This is a genomic window from Caenispirillum bisanense (assembly GCF_039523075.1).
Classification (GTDB): Bacteria; Pseudomonadota; Alphaproteobacteria; order Rhodospirillales; family Rhodospirillaceae; genus Caenispirillum; species Caenispirillum bisanense.
Genome location: NZ_BAAAEP010000022.1, coordinates 1 through 18,548, shown reverse-complemented (window position 1 = coordinate 18,548; position 18,548 = coordinate 1). Strand labels below are relative to the sequence as shown.

The following is an 18,548-nucleotide window of genomic DNA, read 5'->3' as shown; positions in this document are numbered from 1 at the left end:
CGCGGGCGCGAAACATCCCTATAATAGCGGCACTTCCTGGGGTTGGATCGGGGGAACGGGGCGCATCATGCGGCCGCGCGAGGGAATCCAGGCCGAGCGCCTGTTGCTGGACGCCATCGACCGTCTGCGCCGCAAGGCCGGGGCCGGCCGGGCCGTCCACCTGCATCTGTCGCGGCTGCTGCCGGTCAACCGCCTGCCGGTGCGCATGCGGGTGGTGGCGCGCATGTTCAAGACGCTGGAAACCGGCCACGGCGCCAACGTCTACCGGCTGTCCAACGACGATCTGGTGATTCTCGGGCGCGACCTGCCGGCCAACGAGATCGACACCATCATCCACCGCGTTCGCTCCCTGTTTGAACACGATCCCGTCACATACGCGGGAAGCGGGTGGAACGATCCGAACGACCCCTTCGTCAGCTGGTACGACCTGATGACCGACTGGCGTAGCCTGTCCGATCAGGTGGCGCAGCTGGAGGAAGCGCGGCTGGTGCGCCTCGGCCGGCAGAACTCGGGCGGGCCGGTCAGCCCGTTCTCGTGGTCGTCGCCCAAGGAAGCCGGGCCGGAACCCATCACCCCGCGGTCGCTGGAACGGGTGCTGGCGGCCTTCGACAGTTTCGACCTGCTGCCCCACCTGCGCCGCCAGCCGGCCGTGCGCATCACCGAGGAACGGGTGGCGGAGATCGCCTTCGAGGAATTCTTCGTCTCCATCGGCCACCTCCAGCGCGGCCTGGCGCCCGATGTGGTGCTGACCGCCGACCGCTGGCTGTTCCAGGAATTCTCCCGCGCCCTCGACCAGCGGGTGCTGAGCCTGCTGGCCGCCAACCCGCTGGTGCGGCGGCCGGGCACGGTCAGCCTCAACCTCAACCTGGAAAGCACCCGCGACCGCGCCTTCGAGCGGCTGGTGGCGGCGCTCGGCCCCAAGCGGCTGGTGGTGGAGGTGCAGGTGATCGACGTCTTCGCCGACATCGCCGCCTATGAAGCCGCCCGCGACACCCTGCGCCGCGCCGGCCACAAGGTGCTGATCGACGGCTTAAGCCCCGTCACCCTGCGCCTGCTGGACGTGCGCCGGCTGGCGCCGGACTTCGCCAAGGTGCTGTGGAACGCCGATCTGGCGTCGGAGGAAACCGCCGACAAGACCGCCGCCTTCGCCGCCGAGGTCAAGGCGGTGGGGCCGGAACGGGTGGTGCTCGCCCGCTGCGACACCGAGGCGGCGGTGCTGTGGGGGCTGGAAAACGGCATCCGCGTCTTCCAGGGCCGCTTCATCGACGCCGTGCTCGGCACCGTCACCATGGATGCCTGCAAGGCCTCCGCCGACTGCAGCCTGAGCCAGTGCGCCGGCCGCCGCGCCGCCGTCGCCGGCAGCAGCCGCACCGCCTGCCCCAACCCGCCGGGGCTGGATGCCGTCCAGCGCTTCGCCGCCCCCGGCCGTCGCAAGTCTTCCCCGAAGACGGAGGCCGCCCCGTGAGCGCCCCGCCCGCCCCTGCCCCCTACGTCCATCCGCTGGGCGCCCCGCACGAGCGCATGCTGCTCGACGACCTGCGCCGGCTTGATGGCGACACCCGCGGCCGCACCCTCGCCACCCTGCGGCTGTCGGGCCTGCGGGCCGAATCGCGGCCCGACAGCTTCAACCGCGACATCGAGGAGGCCATGGCCCCCGCCGTCGCCGCCGGAGTGAAGACCTACTGGACCCGCGACGGCGACCTGATGGCGGTCTATGCCGACCGCACCTCGGCGGAGTTCGAGGCGGCGGTGGTGCGGGTGCGGTTCCTGCTCGGCAGCGATCCGCTGGCCGATGCCGCCGATCTGGTCGCCCGCCGCAGCTTCGCCGATCACTACGGCGACCTGCTGCGCGAGGCGGAAGACCGGGTCATCCGTCAGGCCGCCGACGACGTCGAGATCGTCGCCCGCAGCACCCTCGGCGGGCTGCGCCGGGCGCCGCAGGGCGAGCCGCTGACGCCGGGCGTGCTCGGCCGCATCGAAAGCATGCTCGCCAATGCCAGCCTGGCCAGCCACATCCGCCGTCAGGCGGTGGCGGTGATGGTGGGCGACGGGCGGCCGAGCGTGATGTTCACCGAGGTCTTCGTCTCCATCGCCGACCTGCGCGAGACGCTGATGCCGACCGTCGACCTCGCCTCCAACCCGTGGCTGTTCCAGCGCCTGACCCAGACGCTCGACCGCCGGGTGCTGGCGCTGCTGGCGCGGCGCGACGACCGCACCCTCGGCAAGGGGTTCAGCATCAACCTCAACGTCGCCTCCATCCTGTCGGACGAGTTCCTGGCCTTCGACGACGAGCTGGCGGCCGGCAGCCACGGCACGGTGGTGATCGAGCTGCGGGCGGAAGACATCTTCGCCGACCTCGCCGCCTATACCTTCGCCCGCGACTTCCTGCGCCAGCGCGGCTATCGCGTCTGCCTGGACGGGGTGACGTGGCGGTCGCTCGCCTACGTCGACCCCAAGCGGCTGGGGGCGGAACTGGTGAAACTGTCGTGGACGCCCGAACTGCCCAAGGTGCTGGCGAGCCCCCAGGGCGCCATCGCCCGCGAGGCGCTGCGCGCCATCCCGCCCGGCCGGCTGATCCTCGCCCGCTGCGACAGCGAGGAGGCGGTGGACTTCGGCCGCAGCCAGGACATCACCCTCTACCAGGGCAGGTTGATCGACACCTGGATGCGCGGCACCGTTCTCTTCTGAGGCGAAAGCCGCGCAAAATACCACATTGATCTACTCGGATACTTCCGGCGTATAGCGTCTGAAAACGCACCGCATCGCGCTCTGACGCCTGCCGGAGGGTCTCCGTGCCCCTGTCTGCCTTCCTTCCAGCCGCCGCCCTCGGGGTGGCGGGGCTCGCCGGTGGCGTGATCGCCGGCCTGTGGCCGCCCGCCCACGGGCCGGTGGCCGTGCTGCCGGCCGCCTTCGCCGCCGCCGTCACGGCGGTGGAGCCGGCCGGCGGCCAGGTGACGGCCGCCGCCGCCCTGCCCGGCCTGGTGGTGGCGCAGCCGGCGAACGGCGACGACGACGCGACCTTCCGCGCCGGCCTGCGGGCGGCGGGCGGCGTGCTGCTGCTCGACCCCGCCGGCCTGGCCGGCTGCGCGCCGCCGGTGCCGTGACGCTCCCCCTCCGCCGCCAGTCCCCCGATCCGATCCCCGATCCCCTGCCCGCGAGCCGACCATGACCGCCCTTGACCTGCTCCGCCGCCGCTATGCCGGCCTTCTCGTCCTTCTGCTGTGGCTGATGGTGCCGGTGGTGGCCGTGACCGCGCTGGTCGACGGCAATGCCTGGCTGCCGCCGGCGGTGGTGGCGCTGCTGACCGCCGCCGCCGTCACCCTGTGCTGGCGTGCCGATGCCACCGGCCCGGCCATGCGCCATACCTCCGCCGTCGCGCTGGCGATCATGCCGGCCCTGCTGGTGTGGAGCGCCCGCGGTCACGGCTGGCAGATCGACATGCACATGACCTTCTTCGCCGCCCTCGCCCTGTCGGCCGTATGGTGCGACTGGCGGGCGGTGGTGGTGACGGCCGGCACGGTGGCGGTGCATCACCTGCTGCTCAACCTGGTGCTGCCGGCGGTGGTGTTCCCCGGCGGCGGCGACATCGGCCGCGTGGTGATGCATGCCGCCGTGGTGGTGGTGCAGGCCGCCGCCCTGATGTGGCTGTGCGAGCAGATCCGCCGCGCCGTGCTGGAGGCCGGTGCCGCCGTCGCCCGCGCCGAAGCCGCCACCGCCGACGCTGAGCGTCTGGCCGCCGAGCAGCAGCGCCTGCGCCGCGAGCAGGAGATGGTGGCCGCCACCCTGGCCGACGCCACCGCCGCCTTCGACGCCGAAGTCACCCGCGCCGTGCAGGGCCTGACCACGGCGGCGCAGGCGCTGGAAGGCAGTTCCGACACCATGGCGCGGGCGGCCGAACACACCGCCGACCGCTCGCGCGGCGCCGCCGGCGATTCGCGGCAGGCGTCCGCCAACGTGCAGACCATGGCGGCGGCGGCCGACGAGCTGGCCGCCTCGGTCAGCGAGATCACCCGGCAGGTCTCACGCTCCACCGAGATCGCCGCCGCCGCCGCCGCCGAGGCCGCCCGCCTGTCGCAGACGGTGGCCGACCTGGACGCCGCCGCCAGCCGCATCGGCGACGTGGTGAAGCTGATCCAGGCAGTGGCCGACCAGACCAACCTGCTGGCGCTCAACGCCACCATCGAGGCGGCACGGGCCGGCGAGGCGGGCAAGGGCTTCGCCGTCGTCGCCAACGAGGTGAAGGCCCTGGCCCAGCAGACCACCCGCGCCACCGAGGACATCGCCGCCCAGATCGGCGGCGTGCAGCAGGTGACGCGCGAGGCGGTCGCGGCCATCGGCGGCATCGCCGACACCATCGGGGTGCTTGACGAGGTGGCCGCCACCATCGCCACCGCCGTCGAGCAGCAGGGGGCGGCAACGCGGGACATCGCCCGCCATGCCGAGGAGGCCGCCGTCAACACCCGCACCGCCGCCGGCGGCATCGACGACGTCAGCCGGGCCTCGGAAACCTCCCGCGGCGAGGCGGCCAAGGTGGCGGCGGCCGCCGAATCCCTCAGCACCCAGGCGGAGTCGCTGCGCCGCCTGGTGGACCAGTTCCTCGACCGGGTGCGGCTGCGGGCGGCGTGACCGGGCCGCAGCGGCGAGCAAGTGGCCCTTTCCCTCGTTGCGAATCAGTCGCATAGTCGCCGCCATGAGCCATTCGTCTCCCGCCATTGCCGTCGACGGCCTGACCAAGCGCTACGGCGCCGTCACCGCCGTCGACGGCCTCACCTTCTCGGTCCCCGCCGGCAGCACCGTCGCCCTCTTGGGCGGCAACGGGGCCGGCAAGACCACCACCATCTCCATGCTGCTCGGCTTGCTGCTGCCGACCGCCGGCAGCATCCGGGTGCTCGGCCACGACATGCTGGCCGACCGCCACCGGGTGCTGCCGCGCATGAACTTCTCCAGCCCCTATGTGGACCTGCCCCACCGCCTGACGGTGCGGGAGAACCTGATGGTCTATGCCCACCTCTACGGCCTGCGCGACCCGCGCGGCCGCATCGCCGAGCTGGCCCGCGACCTCGACATCGAACACCTGATGAAGCGGCCGTCGGGCAAGCTGTCGGCCGGGCAGAAGACCCGCGTGGCGCTGGCCAAGGCGCTGCTCAACGACCCCGCCCTGCTGCTGCTGGACGAGCCCACCGCCTCCCTCGACCCCGACACCGGCGACTGGGTCCGCACCTACCTCGGCGGCTATCAGAAGCGCACCGGCGCCACCCTGTTCCTCGCCAGCCACAACATGCAGGAGGTGGAGCGGCTGTGTGACGACGTGCTGATCATGAAGGGCGGCCGGGTGTTCGACCGTGGCGCCCCGGCGGCCCTGCTCGGCCGTTATGGCCGCGCCACGCTGGAGGACGTGTTCCTCGACATCGCCCGCGGGCGGGTCGAGGCACAGCCGGCCGAACCGCCCGAGCGTGATCCCAACCGCCCCGGCGGCGGCACCGCACCGGAGAGCCTGTCGGAATGACCCGTCCCCTGCCACACCCGTCCGCCCCGCCTGCCCCGCCGCCGGAGGACCAGGGCTTCAGCCCGATCCAGCGCCCCACCTCCGCCACCTTCGCCGGCCGGCGGGTGTTCGCGGTGGTGCTGCGGCACCTCTATGTCCTCCGGTCGTCGGTGCCGCGGCTGCTGGAACTGGCCTACTGGCCGACCATGCAGATGGTGCTGTGGGGCTTCATCACCATGTTCTTCATGCAGCATTCCAGCTGGGTGGCGCAGGCCTTCGGCGTGCTGCTGGCGGCGGTGCTGCTGTGGGACGTGATGTTCCGCGGCAACCTCGGCCTGTCCATCTCCTTCATGGAGGAGATGTGGTCGCGCAACCTCGGCCACCTGTTCGTCAGCCCGCTGCGGCCCTATGAACTGGTGGCGGCGATCATGACCATGAGCTTCATCCGCACCACCATCGGCCTGCTGCCGGCGGCGCTGCTGGCCATCTGGTTCTACGAGTACAACATCTTCGCCATGGGCCTGCCGCTGCTGACCTTCTTCGCCAACCTGCTGGTCAGCGGCTGGGCCATCGGGCTGGCAGTCAGCGCCCTGATCCTGCGCTACGGCCTGGGGGCGGAGAGCCTGGCATGGGTGGCGATCTTCGCCTTCGGGCCGGTCAGCGGCATCTATTACCCCATCGACGCCCTGCCCGGCTGGCTGCAGCCGGTGGCCTGGGCGCTGCCGCCGGCCTATGTGTTCGAGGGCATGCGGGCGGTGATGTTCGACGGCGTGTTCCGCTGGGACCTGTTCACCGGCGCGGTGGCCCTGAACGTGCTCTACCTGGGGCTGGCGGTGCTGCTGTTCCTGCGCACCTTCCGCACGGCGCGCCGCCTGGGCCTGCTGCTGAACGTCGGCGAGTAGAAGCCGCCGCCTCAGCCGCCGTCGCTGTCGCCGCCCGATGGGGCGGCCGACGGCAGGGCCGGCAGGGTGAACAGCACGCTGGTGCCCTTGCCGGGCTGGCTGTCGACCCAGATGCGGCCGCCGTGACGTTCCACGATCTTGCGGCAGACGGCCAGCCCGATGCCGGTGCCGCCATAGCGGTCGCGGCGGTGCAGGCGCTGGAACAGGCCGAAGATGCGGTCGTGGTGACGGGCTTCGATGCCGATGCCGTTGTCGCTGACGCGGAAGGTCCAGAACGGCGAGGCGGCGTCGTCGCGCCAGGCGTCGATGCCGATGGCCGGCGGCCGGTCCTCGGCGCAGAACTTCAGGGCGTTGTCGATCAGGTTGCGCACCAGTTCCGCCACCTGACCGCGGTCGGCCTGCACCACCGGCAGGGCGCCGACGGTGACGGCGGCGGCGCAGTCGGCCATCTGCGGCTTCAGGCTGCGCAGCACCTCGGCCACCAGCGCCGCCATGTCCACCCGCGCCGGCACCGCCTCGCGCGAGCCGGCGCGGGCGTAGGTGCCGAGATCCTGCACCACCAGCCGCATGCGGCGGGCGCCGTCCATGGCGTGGTTCATGTAGTCCTGCTGCTCGTCGCTCAGGCTGCCTTCCAGGCTTTTCGCCAGCAGCTGGCAGAAGCTGACGACGCTGCGGGTCGGTTCCTGCAGGTCGTGGCTGGCGATGTGCAGGAACAGCTCCAGCTCGCGGTTGCTGCGCTCCAGCGCCCGCACCGACGCCTGCAGGTCGCGTTCCGCCCGCATGCGGTCGGTGATGTCGGTAACGACGCCGATCAGCCCCTGGCCCTCGGCGGGATCGGGCTCCGGCCCGGCCGCCGCCCCGGCGTCGCGGGTGGTGGCAAGGGTGAGGATGACGTCGCGCGGTTCCGCCTCCGGCCACGGCAGGCGGTCCATGACGCTGCGGGCGCCGCCGCCGCCGGCGGTCAGTTCCGCCTCCGCCGCCAGCAACCGGCGGGCGGTTTCCAGCGGGAACAGGTCGAACAGGGTGCGGCCGACGATGGCCTCGCGCGTGCGGCCGAGCATGGCGGCGAAGGCGCTGTTGACGAGGCCGTAGCGGCCATCGCCGCGGCGGTAGAACACTGGCGCAGGAATGGCGTCCAGCAGCGCCTGCTGGAACTCCAGCTGGGCCTTCAGCGCCGCCTCCGCCTGCACCTGTTCGGTGACGTCGCGGCAGGTGCCGCGCATGCCGGCGAAATCGCCGCTGTCGAGGTCATAGAACGGCAGGGCGCTGACCAGCATGTGGCGGGCCTGATCGCGGCGGGTGCGGAACACCGCCGGCACGTCGCGGAAGGCGCCGCGCCCGGCCAGCCGGGTGGCCACGGCGGGGTCGTCGCACAGGCTGGCGAAGGGGCGGTTCAGCACTTCCTCCGGCAGCAGCCCGAGCACGTCGAGCACCCGGCCGGAGATATAACTGAACCTTCCGTCAGGGTCGGTTTCCCAGATCCAGTCGGAGACCAGGCGGGTCAGGTCGTACAGGCGCTGCCGGGCATCCGGCTCGCCGTGACGGCCCGGCAGGCCCATCACCGCCTCCCGCCCAGGGGGCCGCTTTCGATCTCGCGCAGGGCCTTCAGGTAGTCCTGGTCGCGCTGCCACTGGCGCAGCACGCTTTGCGCCGCCAGGGTATCAATGCGGTCGAAGAAGGCCATGGCGGCCTCGTGGTCCTGCTTGAAGGTGCGGGCATTTTCCGGCCGCGCCTTGCGCGACAGCAGGAAGATGACGGAGAAATCCTTGCGCGGGAATCCCAGCGCCTTGCAGGTGATGGCCAGCCCCTCGCCGCCCGGTTCGAACAGCATGCGCTTGGCCAGCGGCTCGCGCATTTCGGCCAGCCGGGCGAGCAGGCTGACGAACAGCGACACCTCGCCGTCGTGCAGGGCGGAGATGAGCAGTTCCGGCGTGATGGCGCGGTGGCGGGCCAGGCGCTCGGCCAGCTTTTCCGACGGCCGCTCGCGGCCTTCCTCCACCGTGCGGGCGATGCCTTCGCGCGCCGCCCGCTCCATCAGGTCGTCGACCACCGCCGGCGGCAGGGCGAAGCGGTCGACGATGTAGGTGCGCAGCGCCGCCGATACCCACAGGAACATGCGCCGGGCGAGGTCTTCCGGCAGGTCGGCGCGGCGCAGGATGGGTTCCTGGAAGGTATCCACCCGGCGCGACTGTTCCACCAGGTATTCCATGGTGGCCTCGCCGATGGTGGCGTCCTTGTTCTGCAGCAGCTCGCGGATGACTTCCTGGCGGCCGGTCTGCACCAGCGCCTCCGACACCGCGGCGCTGACGTGGTAGCGGTTGGCGATGGCCAGCTGGTGTTCCAGGGTGCGGTTGCGGATAACCTCGATCAGGTCTTCGTCCTGCAGCACGCGGCTGCCGCGCAGGATGGGGAAGGCGACCTCGATCTCGTCGTTGGCGAGGAACACCAGCAGGTCGCGCGGCAGGTCGTCCTGGCTGGCGATGGCCTGCGCCACCTGACGGCGGACGCTGATCTCGATCTCGCGCAGGATGCGGCGCAGGATGTCGGCCATCAGGGCGCGTTCGCGGTCGGTGAGCACCCGCCCCTGCTCGGCGAACAGATCGCTGATGGTGGCCGCAAGGCGGGCGCGGGCGTCGGCGGATTTCTCCCGCGCCAGACGCAGCAATGCCGCCTCGTCGATGACCCCTGGTTGCGCCGGCAAGAACCCTGTTTCCCCCGTCCACCCGCCATGCGGCCGCCTGCGCGACCGCCGGACCCTGCAGCGCAGATGCTACACCAGGATAATCCGAATGATGAAGGGCAAAGTGGCGACAGGGCACCACTTTATGATGGTGTTTCCGAGACTTTAGTCCCGCGCCTGACTTTCGTCAGAAGCACCGGTCGACGGTCAGCCGTCGACGCGCACCACCACATCCACCCGCCGGATGCTGGTGCCTTCCGGCGCCTGCGGCACGGCGGTCAGCTGAACCTGCCCGAAGGGGATGTCCTCCAGCCGGCCGGAGCGCTCGTAAAAGAAGTGGTGGTGGTCGCTGGTGTTGGTGTCGAAGTACGACCGGCCGCTGTCGACCACGATTTCCCGCAGCAGGCCGGCGTCGGTGAACTGGTGCAGGGTGTTGTAGACCGTGGCCAGCGACACCCGGATGTCGGCGGTCAGCGCCATGGTGTGCAGCTGCTCGGCGGTCAGGTGGCGGTCGCCGTCCTCGAACAGCAGGCGCGCCAGGGCGATGCGCTGCCGCGTCGGCCGCAAGCCGGCGCCGCGCAGGCGGTCCATCAGGTTCCCGGGAACGCAGGTCATGGTCATGGGCAGCATGTCCGCAAGCCGAAATAACACCAGTTAAAACGTAACCTGTCGCGACACGGAAAGGAACAGCCAAGCGCACCACAGGGTTCCCGCCCCCGCCCGTGGATCGGGCGGCGGGCCGGACCCCGCGGCGCGGATGGCGATGTCAGTAACCGGTCATGATGCGCTCGACCAGTTCCTTCACGGTCGGGATGAAGCCGCCGTTGTAGAACGGGTCCTTGCCGAAGCGATAGGCGTTGTGGCCGGCGAACATCAGCTCGTTCTCCACGTCGCCGCCGTGGCCGATGTTCTGCAGCGTCTTCTGGATGCAGAAGCTGCGCGGATCGGCCGCCTTGCCGGTGGTGTAGTCGCCGTGCTGCGACCAGTTGGAGAAGTTGCAGGCCGACAGGCAGCCCATGCAGTCGATCTGATCCTTCAGGATCTTCGCCTGGCTGTCCGGGGTGACGAACACCAGGGTGCTGTCGGGGGTGCGCATGGCCTCGGTATAGCCGGCGGCCATCCACTGTTCCGCCCGTTCCTTGTCCTGCGGCTCGACGAACACCTCGCGGCCGCGGGCGCCGATGGCGAGCGCCGCCGTCAGCACGCCCTCGGGCTTGCGGACATAGGGGATCTGCCGTTCGGAACGGTCGACCAGATCCTGCAGGAAGTCGTTCTTCACCGCCGAGGAGTAGAACCCGGTCGGGCTGAAGCGGTGCAGCAGCACGTCGCCCGGCTGCAGCGTCAGCAGGCGGTGCTTCCACTCGTCGGAAATGGGGCTTTCCTTGGTCAGCAGCGGCCGGGTGCCGAACTGGAAGGCGATGGGCCCAAGCTCGGGGTTGCCGATCCAGTCCTCGAACTCGCTCAGCCACCACACGCCGCCGGCCATGAAGATGGGCACGTCGGGCACGTTCATGTCGCGCATGGCCTTGCGCAGCTCGGCAACGCGCGGATAGGGCGCCTGCGGCTCGCGCGGGTCTTCGCTGTTGGACAGGCCGTTGTGGCCGCCGGCCAGCCACGGGTCTTCATAGACCACGCCGCCGAGGAATTCCGGGTGCTTGTGGTAGCTGCGCTTCCACAGGGCGCGGAAGGCGCGGGCGGAGGACACGATCGGGTAGTAGTAGACGCCGTGCTTGACGGCGATCTCGGCCACCCGGTAGGGCATGCCGGCGCCGCAGGTGACGCCGTGGATGAGGCCCTTGGCCCCTTCCAGCACGCCTTCCAGCACCGGCTCGGCGCCGCCCATTTCCCACAGCACGTTCATGTGGATGCGGCCTTCGCCGTTGCTCATCTCATGCGCGACGCGGGCCTGGTTGATGCCGCCCTTGATGCCGAAGGCGATCAGCTCGTCATGGCGTTCCCGGCGGGTCTTGCCGTGGTAGACCATGGGCACGATGTTGCCGTGTTCGTCGTAGGAATCGGCATTGACGCCTGAAAACGTTCCCACGCCGCCGGCCGCCGCCCAGGCGCCGGAACTCCGGCCGGTGGACACCGCGACACCCTTGCCGCCTTCGACCAGCGGCAGGACTTCCTTCCCCGAGATGAGAATCGGCTCGATCGCCTTCACCCGACTATCCTCTTGACTGCTGACCCGCCGCCGGCCCCCGCGGGAGCACGCCGGCCCGTTCCATATGGGTCGGCGGGGCACCCGCCGAAACCACCCGTTCCGTCCGTATCAGCCGATGGCCGCCCCAATGCGCTGCGGCGCATCGGTAATCACGGCATCGACACCCCATTCGACCAGACGGCGGGCTTCACTTTCCCCGTTTACCGTCCAGACCACAACCTTGTACCCCGCCGCGCGCATCGCCGCTACCTGCTCGGCGGTCAGGGGAACGGCATCCACGTGCAGGGCGACGCACTCCAGCGCCGCCGCCCGCGCCTGCCAGTCCGCCGGCACCGCCTCCACCAGCAGGCCGCGCGGCACATCCGGCGCCGCCTCGCGGGCGGCTGCCAGCGACTCGTCGGCGAAGCTCGACAGCAGCACCGGCACCCGGTCGAGGTAGGGCTGCACCGCCGCCGCCGTCACCGCCGCGGTTTCCCGCTCGCGGCCCGGGCAGGGCTTGATTTCCAGGTTGGCCCCCATGCCGAGGTCGGCCAGCAGATCGAGCGTCTCTTCCAGCGTCGGCACCGGCTCGCCGCGGAAATCCGGCGAGAACCAGCCGCCGGCATCCAGGGCGCCGACCACATCCAGCGGCGCATCGACCATGGGGCCGCTGCCGTCGGTGGTGCGGTCCAGCGTGTCGTCGTGGAAGATCACCGGCCGCCCGTCGGCGGTCAGCTTGACGTCGCATTCGATCCACGTCGCGCCTTCCTCACGCGCCCGCCGGAAGGCGGCCAGCGTGTTTTCCGGCGCCGCCGCCGAGGCACCCCGATGGGCGATCACCCGCGGCAGGACGAAGGACAGTTCGGGCATGGAACGCTCCCTGGCGAGAAGCGGCGGCGGCCAGGCCCCGGTTGCCCGAGGCCCGGCCGTCGCCGACGCGGCCTTATTCGGCCGACTGCTTCTCATCGTCCCCGCTGATGTCGCGGCCGGTTTCCTGGTCAACCTGCTTCATGGACAGCTTGACCTTGCCGCGATCATCGAAGCCGAGGCACTTCACCTTGACCATGTCGCCGACCTTGACGACGTCGCCGGTGTTCTTCACCCGGTGCGGCGCCAGCTCGGAGATGTGGACGAGGCCGTCGCGCGAACCGAGGAAGTTCACGAAGGCGCCGAAGTCCATGATCTTGACCACCTTGCCGGTGTAGATCGCGTTCAGTTCCGGCTCGGCCACGATGCCCTTGATCCAGGCGACGGCGCGATCGGTGTTCTCCGGGTTGGCGGAGGCGATCTTGATGGTGCCGTCGTCCTCGATGTCGATCTTGGTGCCGGTCTGCTCGGTGATCTCGCGGATCACCTTGCCGCCGGAGCCGATGACGTCGCGGATCTTGGACGGGTTGATGGTGATGGTGGTGATGCGCGGCGCATTGGCCGCCACCGAGTCGCGGGCGCCGGTCAGGGCCGCGGCCATCTCGCCCAGGATGTGCAGGCGGCCGTCGCGCGCCTGGCGCAGGGCGACCTCCATGATCTCCTTGGTGATGGACGTGATCTTGATGTCCATCTGCAGCGAGGTGACGCCCTGTTCGGTGCCGGCCACCTTGAAGTCCATGTCGCCCAGGTGATCTTCGTCACCCAGGATGTCGGACAGCACGGCGAAGCCGTCGTCTTCCTTGATCAGGCCCATGGCGATGCCGGCCACCGGACGGGCCAGCGGCACGCCGGCGTCCATGAGGGCGAGCGAAGCGCCGCAGACCGTCGCCATGGACGACGAGCCGTTGGATTCGGTGATCTCCGACACCACGCGCAGGGTGTAGGGGAAGTCTTCCTTCTTCGGCAGCAGCGGCCGCACGGCGCGCCAGGCCAGCTTGCCGTGGCCGATTTCGCGGCGGCCCGGGCTGCCCATGCGGCCGGTCTCGCCCACCGAGTACGGCGGGAAGTTGTAGTGCAGCAGGAAGTGTTCGCGGTATTCGCCTTCCAGCGCGTCGATGATCTGCTCGTCCTGGCCGGTGCCCAGGGTGACGGTGACCATCGCCTGGGTTTCGCCGCGGGTGAACAGGGCCGAGCCGTGGGCGCGCGGCAGGAAGCCGACTTCCGACTCGATCTTGCGCACGGTCTTGGTGTCGCGGCCGTCGATGCGGGTGCCGGTTTCAAGCACGGCGCGGCGCATGACTTCCGACTCGACTTCCTTGAACACCTTGCCGGCGACGGCCAGCTCGGCATCGTTGTCGGCCAGCGAGGCGACGAACTTTTCCTTGATCGCCGACAGGGCGTTGTGGCGCTCGGTCTTGGCGATGATCTTGTAGGCGGCCTTGATCTCGTCGCGCAGGGCGCCGAGCTTGTCCTTCACCACGGCGAACTCGGGCGCCACCGGGTCGATGCTGCGCGGTTCCTTGGCGCAGGCCCGCGCCATCTCGATGATCGCCTTGATCACCGGCTGGAAGCTGTCGTGGCCGAAGGTGACGGCGCCGAGCATGATGTCTTCCGACAGCTCGCTCGCCTGGCTCTCGACCATCAGCACGCCCTGGATGGTGCCGGCGACCACGAGATCGAGCGCCGTTTCCTTCATCTGGTCGGAGGTCGGGTTCAGCACGTACTGGCCGTCGATGTAGCCCACGCGGGCGGCGCCGATGGGGCCGAGGAACGGCAGGCCGGAAATGGTCAGCGCGGCCGAGGCGGCGATCATCGCCACGATGTCGGGGTCGTTCTCCAGGTCGTGCGACAGCACGGTGGCGACCACCTGGGTCTCGTTGCGGTAGCCTTCGGCGAACAGCGGACGGATCGGACGGTCGATCAGGCGGGAGACCAGCGTCTCCTTCTCCGACGGACGGCCTTCACGCTTGAAGAAGCCGCCGGGGATCTTGCCCGCGGCGAAGGTCTTCTCCTGGTAGTTCACGGTCAGCGGGAAGAAATCGAAGTTGGACTTCTGTTTCGAACCGACCGCCGTGGCGAGCACCGTGGTGTCGCCGTAGGTCACCAGCACGGCGCCGTCGGCCTGACGGGCGATCTTGCCGGTTTCCAGCACCAGCGTACGACCGCCCCACTCGATTTCCTTGCGGAACACGTTGAACATGGACATTGAAACTTCCTCTGGATCTGGACCGGCGCCGGATTGCGCACCCCGCCAGCCGCCTTTCGGCCGGCCGAGCTGTCAGTCCACGGACATGGTCGGCACCTGATGCCGTCACCGGGTAACGCCGCAACCGCCGCAATGGTGTGCCGCGCGGCGGCGCGTGACCGAACGATGGCGCGCGGAGGGCCCGAAACCCGCGGTGCGGGGAGTAAGGATCGGGTGCCGCAAAGTCACCGCCGGCATGCCCGCCGGACGGTGACGGCCCGCCCCGGAGAACCGGAAGCGGGCCGTGCCTGGTATGCGATGATCAGCGGCGGATGCCGAGGCGCTCGATGAGCGATTCGTAGCGGGCCACTTCCTTCCGCTTCACGTAGTCGAGCATGCGGCGACGCTGACCGACCAGGATGAGAAGGCCACGACGGGAGTGCGTGTCCTTCTTGTGCGCCTTCAGGTGCTCGGTCAGGTTCTTGATCCGCTCGGTCAGGATCGCGATCTGCACTTCCGGCGAACCGGTGTCGCCCGGCTTCGGGGCGTATTCGGCGATCAGTTCCTGCTTGCGCTCGGCAGTAATCGACATCGGCTTACCTTTCACTTTGCGAGTTGATGACGCGGACCGGGCGGACCTCGCCGCCTTCGATCCTGGCCAGAGCCACCACACGTTCCCCGCACATGGCGCGCACCGTGATACCGGCAACGACGCCTTGAACCGAGGAACGCCGAACGACGGGCAGCACCGGAATGGGCTGTCCGTGCGTCAGGCGCTCGGCCTCCACTTCCGTCAGGGCCAGAGCCGGGATGTCGTCCAGCGCGGTCGCGACGGGAAGCAGGAAGTCGGATGACGCGGCACTATGACCGAGGGGGTCCAAGTTATCCAGCGAAATCGCGTTATCTTCCGTGAACGGGCCACAGGCGGTACGGCGCAGCGCCGCCACGTGACCGACGGTGCCAAGGGCGCGGGAAAGATCGCGCGCGAGGCTCCGCATGTAGGCGCCCTTGCCGCTGACGACGCGGAATTCCGCATGGTCGGCATCGGGCATGGCCAGCAGCGAGAAGTCGCGGATGAGGATGCGGCGGGCCTTCAGCTCCACCTCCTCGTCGCGGCGGGCGAGGTCGTAGGCGCGGCGGCCCTCCACCTTGACGGCGGAGAACTTGGGCGGCACCTGCTCGATCTCGCCGATGAAGGCCGGCAGGGCGGCCTCGATCTGCTCCCGCGTTGGCCGCACGTCGGAGGTGGCGGTGACCTCGCCCTCGCGGTCGTCGGTGGAGCGTTCCTCGCCCCAGCGCACGGTCAGCGCGTAGGTCTTGCTGCCGTCCATGACGTAGGCGACGGTCTTGGTCGCCTCGCCCAGCGCGATGGGCAGCACGCCCGACGCCAGCGGATCGAGCGTGCCGCCATGACCGACCTTGGCGGCGTCCAGCACCCGGCGGACGCGCGACACCACCGCCGTCGACGTCATGCCGACCGGCTTGTCGACGGCCAGCCAGCCGTCGATGGGCTGGCCGCGACGCTTACGCCCCATGCCGGTCCCCGGAGTCGCGGCGGGCAGCGCCGTCGTCTTCGTCGTCTTCGTCGTCGAGGTCTTCGTCTTCGTCGAGGTCGTCGTCGTCCGCCGCCTGGGCGCCGGCGTCGAGGTCTTCGTCTTCGTCCTCGTCGTCCTCGTCCGCGAAGCCCTCTTCATAGGGGTCGGGGCGGTCGAGGTCGCGCACCACCTGCGGGCTGTGCAGCAGCAGGTTGATGTGCTGCGCCTCGTCGAAGCTTTCGTCGGGCTGGAAGAACAGGTTGGGCACGTACTTCATCCGCACCTGCCGCGCCAGTTCGTGGCGCAGGTGGGGGGCGAGGCGCTTGAGGGCCTGCAGCGCCGGCTTGGGGTCGCCGCCGCCGAGCGGGGTGATGAAGGCAGTGCAGTTGCGCAGGTCGGGGCTGACGCGCACCTCGGTCACGGTCACCGGGCGGTCGAGGCCAGCGTTGCCGAAATCGCCGCGCTCCAGCGCCCAGGCAAGGGCGTGGCGGATTTCCTCGCCGACCCGCAGCTGGCGCTGGCTGGGCGGTTTGCCGCGCGCTCTGGTCATGGCTTGAACGTCCTTTCAGTACGGGAAGAAGGGCCGAATGCGGTGAAGCCCGGCGGGGCCGGGCTTCACACTCAACCGGGTCGTGGAAGCGGGCCTTACAGCTCCGCCGCCACTTCCTCCATCTCGAAGCACTCGATGAGGTCGCCTTCCTTGATGTCGTCGTAGTTGGCGAACGACATGCCGCACTCGAAGCCCTCGCGCACCTCGCGGACGTCGTCCTTGAAGCGCTTGAGCTGGCCCAGCTCGCCTTCGTGGATCACCACATCGTCGCGCAGCAGGCGGACCTTGCAGCCGCGCTTGATGATGCCTTCGGTGACCATACAGCCGGCGACCTTGCCCACCTTGGTGATGTTGTACACCTGGCGGATCTGGGCGTAGCCGATGAACTTCTCGCGGAAGGTCGGCTCCAGCAGGCCGGTGAGGGCCCGGCGGATGTCTTCCGCCACGTCGTAGATGATCGAGTAGTAGCGGATCTCCACCCCGTCACGCCGCGACAGCTCGCGGGCCTGCGGGTTGGCGCGGACGTTGAAGCCGATGACCAGCGCTTCCGACGCCTTGGCAAGGGTGATGTCGGACTCGTTGATGCCGCCGACGGCCGAGTGCAGCACGCGCACCTTGACCTCTTCGGTCGACAGCTTCTCCAGCGTGCCGACGATGGCTTCGACCGAACCCTGCACGTCGGCCTTGATGACCACCGGCAGTTCCTTGGCCTCGCCCGCCTTGATCTTGGCGAACATCTGTTCCATCGAGCCGCGCGCCGACTTGACGGCCAGCGCCTCGCGTTCCTTGCGCTGGCGGTAGCTGGCGACGTCGCGGGCCTTGGCTTCGTCCTCGACGACGCTGAAGTCGTCACCGGCCTGCGGCGTGCCCTGGAAGCCCAGCACCTCCACCGGGAAGGCCGGACCGGCTTCCTCGACGCGGTTGCCGCGGTCGTCGATCATGGCGCGCACGCGGCCCCACTCGGTGCCGGCGACGAAGATGTCGCCCACCTTCAGGGTGCCGCGACGGATGAGGACAGTGGCGACGGAGCCGCGGCCCTTTTCCATCTTGGCCTCGACCACGGTGCCTTCGGCCATGCGGTTCGGGTTGGCCTTGAGGTCCAGGATTTCCGACTGCAGGAGGATGGCCTCCTCCAGCTTCTCCAGGTTCAGGCGCTTCTTGGCCGAGACCTCGATGGACAGCACGTCGCCGCCCATCTCTTCCACCACCAGCTCGTGGTTGAGCAGTTCCTGGCGGATGCGGTCCGGGTTGGCGCCCGGCTTGTCCATCTTGTTGATGGCCACCACCACCGGCACCTCGGCGGCGCGGGCGTGGCGGATGGCTTCGATGGTCTGCGGCATGATGCCGTCATCGGCCGCCACCACCAGCACGACGATGTCGGTCACCTTGGCACCGCGGGAGCGCATGGCGGTGAACGCCTCGTGGCCCGGGGTGTCGATGAAGGTGATCTTGTCGCCCGACTGTAGGGTGACCTGATAGGCACCGATGTGCTGGGTGATGCCGCCGGCTTCCGACGACACCACGTCGGTTTCGCGCAGGGCGTCGAGCAGCGAGGTCTTGCCGTGGTCGACGTGACCCATGACGGTGACCACCGGCGGGCGCGAGACCAGTTCGTCGACGTTGTCGTCGCCGCCGCCCAGGCCTTCCAGCACGTCGGCTTCCGACACGCGGCGGGCGCTGTGGCCGAATTCCGCCACCACCAGTTCGGCGGTATCGGCGTCGATCGGCTGGTTGATGGTCGCCATGACGCCCATCTTCATCAGCGTCTTGATGACGTTGGGCGCGCGCTCGGCCATGCGGTTGGCGAGTTCCTGCACGGTGATCGTCTCGGGGATGATCACCTCGCGGACCTGCTTCTCGGTCGGCTGGCTGAAGCCCTGCTGCTTGCGGCGCTCCTTCTGCGCCGCGCGCCGCATGGCGGCGACGGAGCGGCCGCGGGGACCGCGTTCCTCGTCGTCGAGCGCCGCCGAAATGGTCAGCTTGCCGCGCCGCTTGCCGGCATCGGTCGCCTTGGGCGCCGTCACCTTGCGAGCGGGCACGCCGCCCTTCGGGGCAGCGCCGGCACCACCGCCGGCACCGGGACGGCGCGGACGGTCCTCGTCCTCGTCGTCGGTACGGGCGGCCGGCGGACGCACCGCGGGGCGGTCTTCCGGGCGGGCCGGAGCGGCCGCCGGACGGGCGCCGGGGGCAGCCGCGGCCGG

The 18,548-nt window shown here is 69.9% G+C and carries 16 protein-coding genes; 6 read left to right on the top strand and 10 right to left on the bottom strand.

Translation table 11 applies throughout. The features are described 5' to 3' along the window. Positions 1-67 precede the first annotated feature (67 nt). The 6 genes from ABD056_RS11435 (at position 68) to ABD056_RS11410 (ending at position 6,387) form a co-directional block, all read left to right on the top strand. Entirely contained in the window at positions 68-1,465 is a 1,398-nt protein-coding gene (locus ABD056_RS11435) for an EAL domain-containing protein (protein WP_343866744.1), read from the top strand. Continuing rightward, positions 1,462-2,688, top strand: a complete 1,227-nt coding sequence (locus ABD056_RS11430) for a hypothetical protein (protein WP_343866743.1) — start codon at positions 1,462-1,464, stop codon at positions 2,686-2,688. The genes ABD056_RS11435 and ABD056_RS11430 overlap by 4 nt, the downstream gene beginning before the upstream one ends. A 104-nt stretch (positions 2,689-2,792) precedes the next feature. Then, positions 2,793-3,104: a hypothetical protein gene (locus tag ABD056_RS11425; protein ID WP_343866741.1), complete on the top strand. Its 312-nt coding sequence runs from the start codon at positions 2,793-2,795 to the stop codon at positions 3,102-3,104. A 61-nt stretch (positions 3,105-3,165) separates the two neighbouring features. After that, positions 3,166-4,626 carry a methyl-accepting chemotaxis protein gene (locus ABD056_RS11420; RefSeq protein ID WP_343866740.1) on the top strand — a complete coding sequence of 487 codons (1,461 nt, stop codon included), beginning with the start codon at positions 3,166-3,168 and terminating at the stop codon, positions 4,624-4,626. Between the two features lie 64 nt (positions 4,627-4,690). Then, entirely contained in the window at positions 4,691-5,506 is an 816-nt protein-coding gene (locus ABD056_RS11415; protein WP_343866739.1) for an ABC transporter ATP-binding protein, read from the top strand. Beyond that, positions 5,503-6,387 (top strand): ABC transporter permease, encoded by an 885-nt coding sequence (locus ABD056_RS11410; protein ID WP_343866737.1) that lies wholly within the window; start codon positions 5,503-5,505, stop codon positions 6,385-6,387. Before ABD056_RS11415 ends, ABD056_RS11410 begins: the two co-directional genes overlap by 4 nt. A gap of 11 nt (positions 6,388-6,398) precedes the next feature. Here the strand turns inward: ABD056_RS11410 and ABD056_RS11405 are convergent, their stop codons facing one another. From ABD056_RS11405 to infB, 10 genes are all read right to left on the bottom strand, one after another. Then, the gene (locus tag ABD056_RS11405) at positions 6,399-7,946 is read right to left on the bottom strand and encodes a sensor histidine kinase (RefSeq protein ID WP_343866735.1); all 1,548 of its coding nucleotides are present in this window, start codon (positions 7,944-7,946) and stop codon (positions 6,399-6,401) included. Continuing rightward, positions 7,946-9,088: a DUF2336 domain-containing protein gene (locus tag ABD056_RS11400; RefSeq protein ID WP_343866734.1), complete on the bottom strand. Its 1,143-nt coding sequence runs from the start codon at positions 9,086-9,088 to the stop codon at positions 7,946-7,948. Before ABD056_RS11400 ends, ABD056_RS11405 begins: the two co-directional genes overlap by 1 nt. Before the next feature lie 186 nt (positions 9,089-9,274). Beyond that, positions 9,275-9,688: an iron response transcriptional regulator IrrA gene (irrA, locus tag ABD056_RS11395; RefSeq protein ID WP_343866733.1), complete on the bottom strand. Its 414-nt coding sequence runs from the start codon at positions 9,686-9,688 to the stop codon at positions 9,275-9,277. A gap of 145 nt (positions 9,689-9,833) precedes the next feature. Next, positions 9,834-11,231: an NAD(P)H-dependent flavin oxidoreductase gene (locus ABD056_RS11390; protein WP_343866731.1), complete on the bottom strand. Its 1,398-nt coding sequence runs from the start codon at positions 11,229-11,231 to the stop codon at positions 9,834-9,836. Positions 11,232-11,339: 108 nt separating this feature from the next. Beyond that, positions 11,340-12,080: a glycerophosphodiester phosphodiesterase gene (gene ugpQ / locus ABD056_RS11385; protein ID WP_343866729.1), complete on the bottom strand. Its 741-nt coding sequence runs from the start codon at positions 12,078-12,080 to the stop codon at positions 11,340-11,342. A 73-nt stretch (positions 12,081-12,153) separates the two neighbouring features. After that, a complete protein-coding gene (gene pnp / locus ABD056_RS11380) occupies positions 12,154-14,283 on the bottom strand; it encodes a polyribonucleotide nucleotidyltransferase (protein WP_343866727.1) in 2,130 nt (709 codons plus the stop codon). Positions 14,284-14,584: 301 nt separating this feature from the next. After that, positions 14,585-14,854, bottom strand: coding sequence for a 30S ribosomal protein S15 (rpsO, locus tag ABD056_RS11375; RefSeq protein WP_343866725.1), 270 nt, complete (start codon positions 14,852-14,854; stop codon positions 14,585-14,587). A 4-nt stretch (positions 14,855-14,858) separates the two neighbouring features. Then, positions 14,859-15,797 (bottom strand): tRNA pseudouridine(55) synthase TruB, encoded by a 939-nt coding sequence (truB, locus tag ABD056_RS11370; RefSeq protein WP_343866724.1) that lies wholly within the window; start codon positions 15,795-15,797, stop codon positions 14,859-14,861. Continuing rightward, positions 15,787-16,347, bottom strand: coding sequence for a 30S ribosome-binding factor RbfA (rbfA, locus tag ABD056_RS11365; protein ID WP_343866723.1), 561 nt, complete (start codon positions 16,345-16,347; stop codon positions 15,787-15,789). The genes truB and rbfA overlap by 11 nt, the downstream gene beginning before the upstream one ends. A 95-nt stretch (positions 16,348-16,442) precedes the next feature. Beyond that, positions 16,443-18,548, bottom strand: a 2,106-nt coding sequence (infB, locus tag ABD056_RS11360; RefSeq protein ID WP_343866721.1) for a translation initiation factor IF-2, incomplete at its 5' end; no start/stop codon positions are given.

Coding starts and splice junctions, on each gene's coding strand:
- ABD056_RS11435 (WP_343866744.1), top strand. CDS start 68: ATGCGGCCGCGCGAGGGAATCCAGGCCGAGCGCCTGTTGCTGGACGCC.
- ABD056_RS11420 (WP_343866740.1), top strand. CDS start 3,166: ATGACCGCCCTTGACCTGCTCCGCCGCCGCTATGCCGGCCTTCTCGTC.
- ABD056_RS11415 (WP_343866739.1), top strand. CDS start 4,691: ATGAGCCATTCGTCTCCCGCCATTGCCGTCGACGGCCTGACCAAGCGC.
- ABD056_RS11410 (WP_343866737.1), top strand. CDS start 5,503: ATGACCCGTCCCCTGCCACACCCGTCCGCCCCGCCTGCCCCGCCGCCG.
- ABD056_RS11405 (WP_343866735.1), bottom strand. CDS start 7,946: ATGGGCCTGCCGGGCCGTCACGGCGAGCCGGATGCCCGGCAGCGCCTG.
- irrA (WP_343866733.1), bottom strand. CDS start 9,688: ATGACCATGACCTGCGTTCCCGGGAACCTGATGGACCGCCTGCGCGGC.
- ugpQ (WP_343866729.1), bottom strand. CDS start 12,080: ATGCCCGAACTGTCCTTCGTCCTGCCGCGGGTGATCGCCCATCGGGGT.
- pnp (WP_343866727.1), bottom strand. CDS start 14,283: ATGTCCATGTTCAACGTGTTCCGCAAGGAAATCGAGTGGGGCGGTCGT.
- rpsO (WP_343866725.1), bottom strand. CDS start 14,854: ATGTCGATTACTGCCGAGCGCAAGCAGGAACTGATCGCCGAATACGCC.
- truB (WP_343866724.1), bottom strand. CDS start 15,797: ATGGGGCGTAAGCGTCGCGGCCAGCCCATCGACGGCTGGCTGGCCGTC.
- rbfA (WP_343866723.1), bottom strand. CDS start 16,347: ATGACCAGAGCGCGCGGCAAACCGCCCAGCCAGCGCCAGCTGCGGGTC.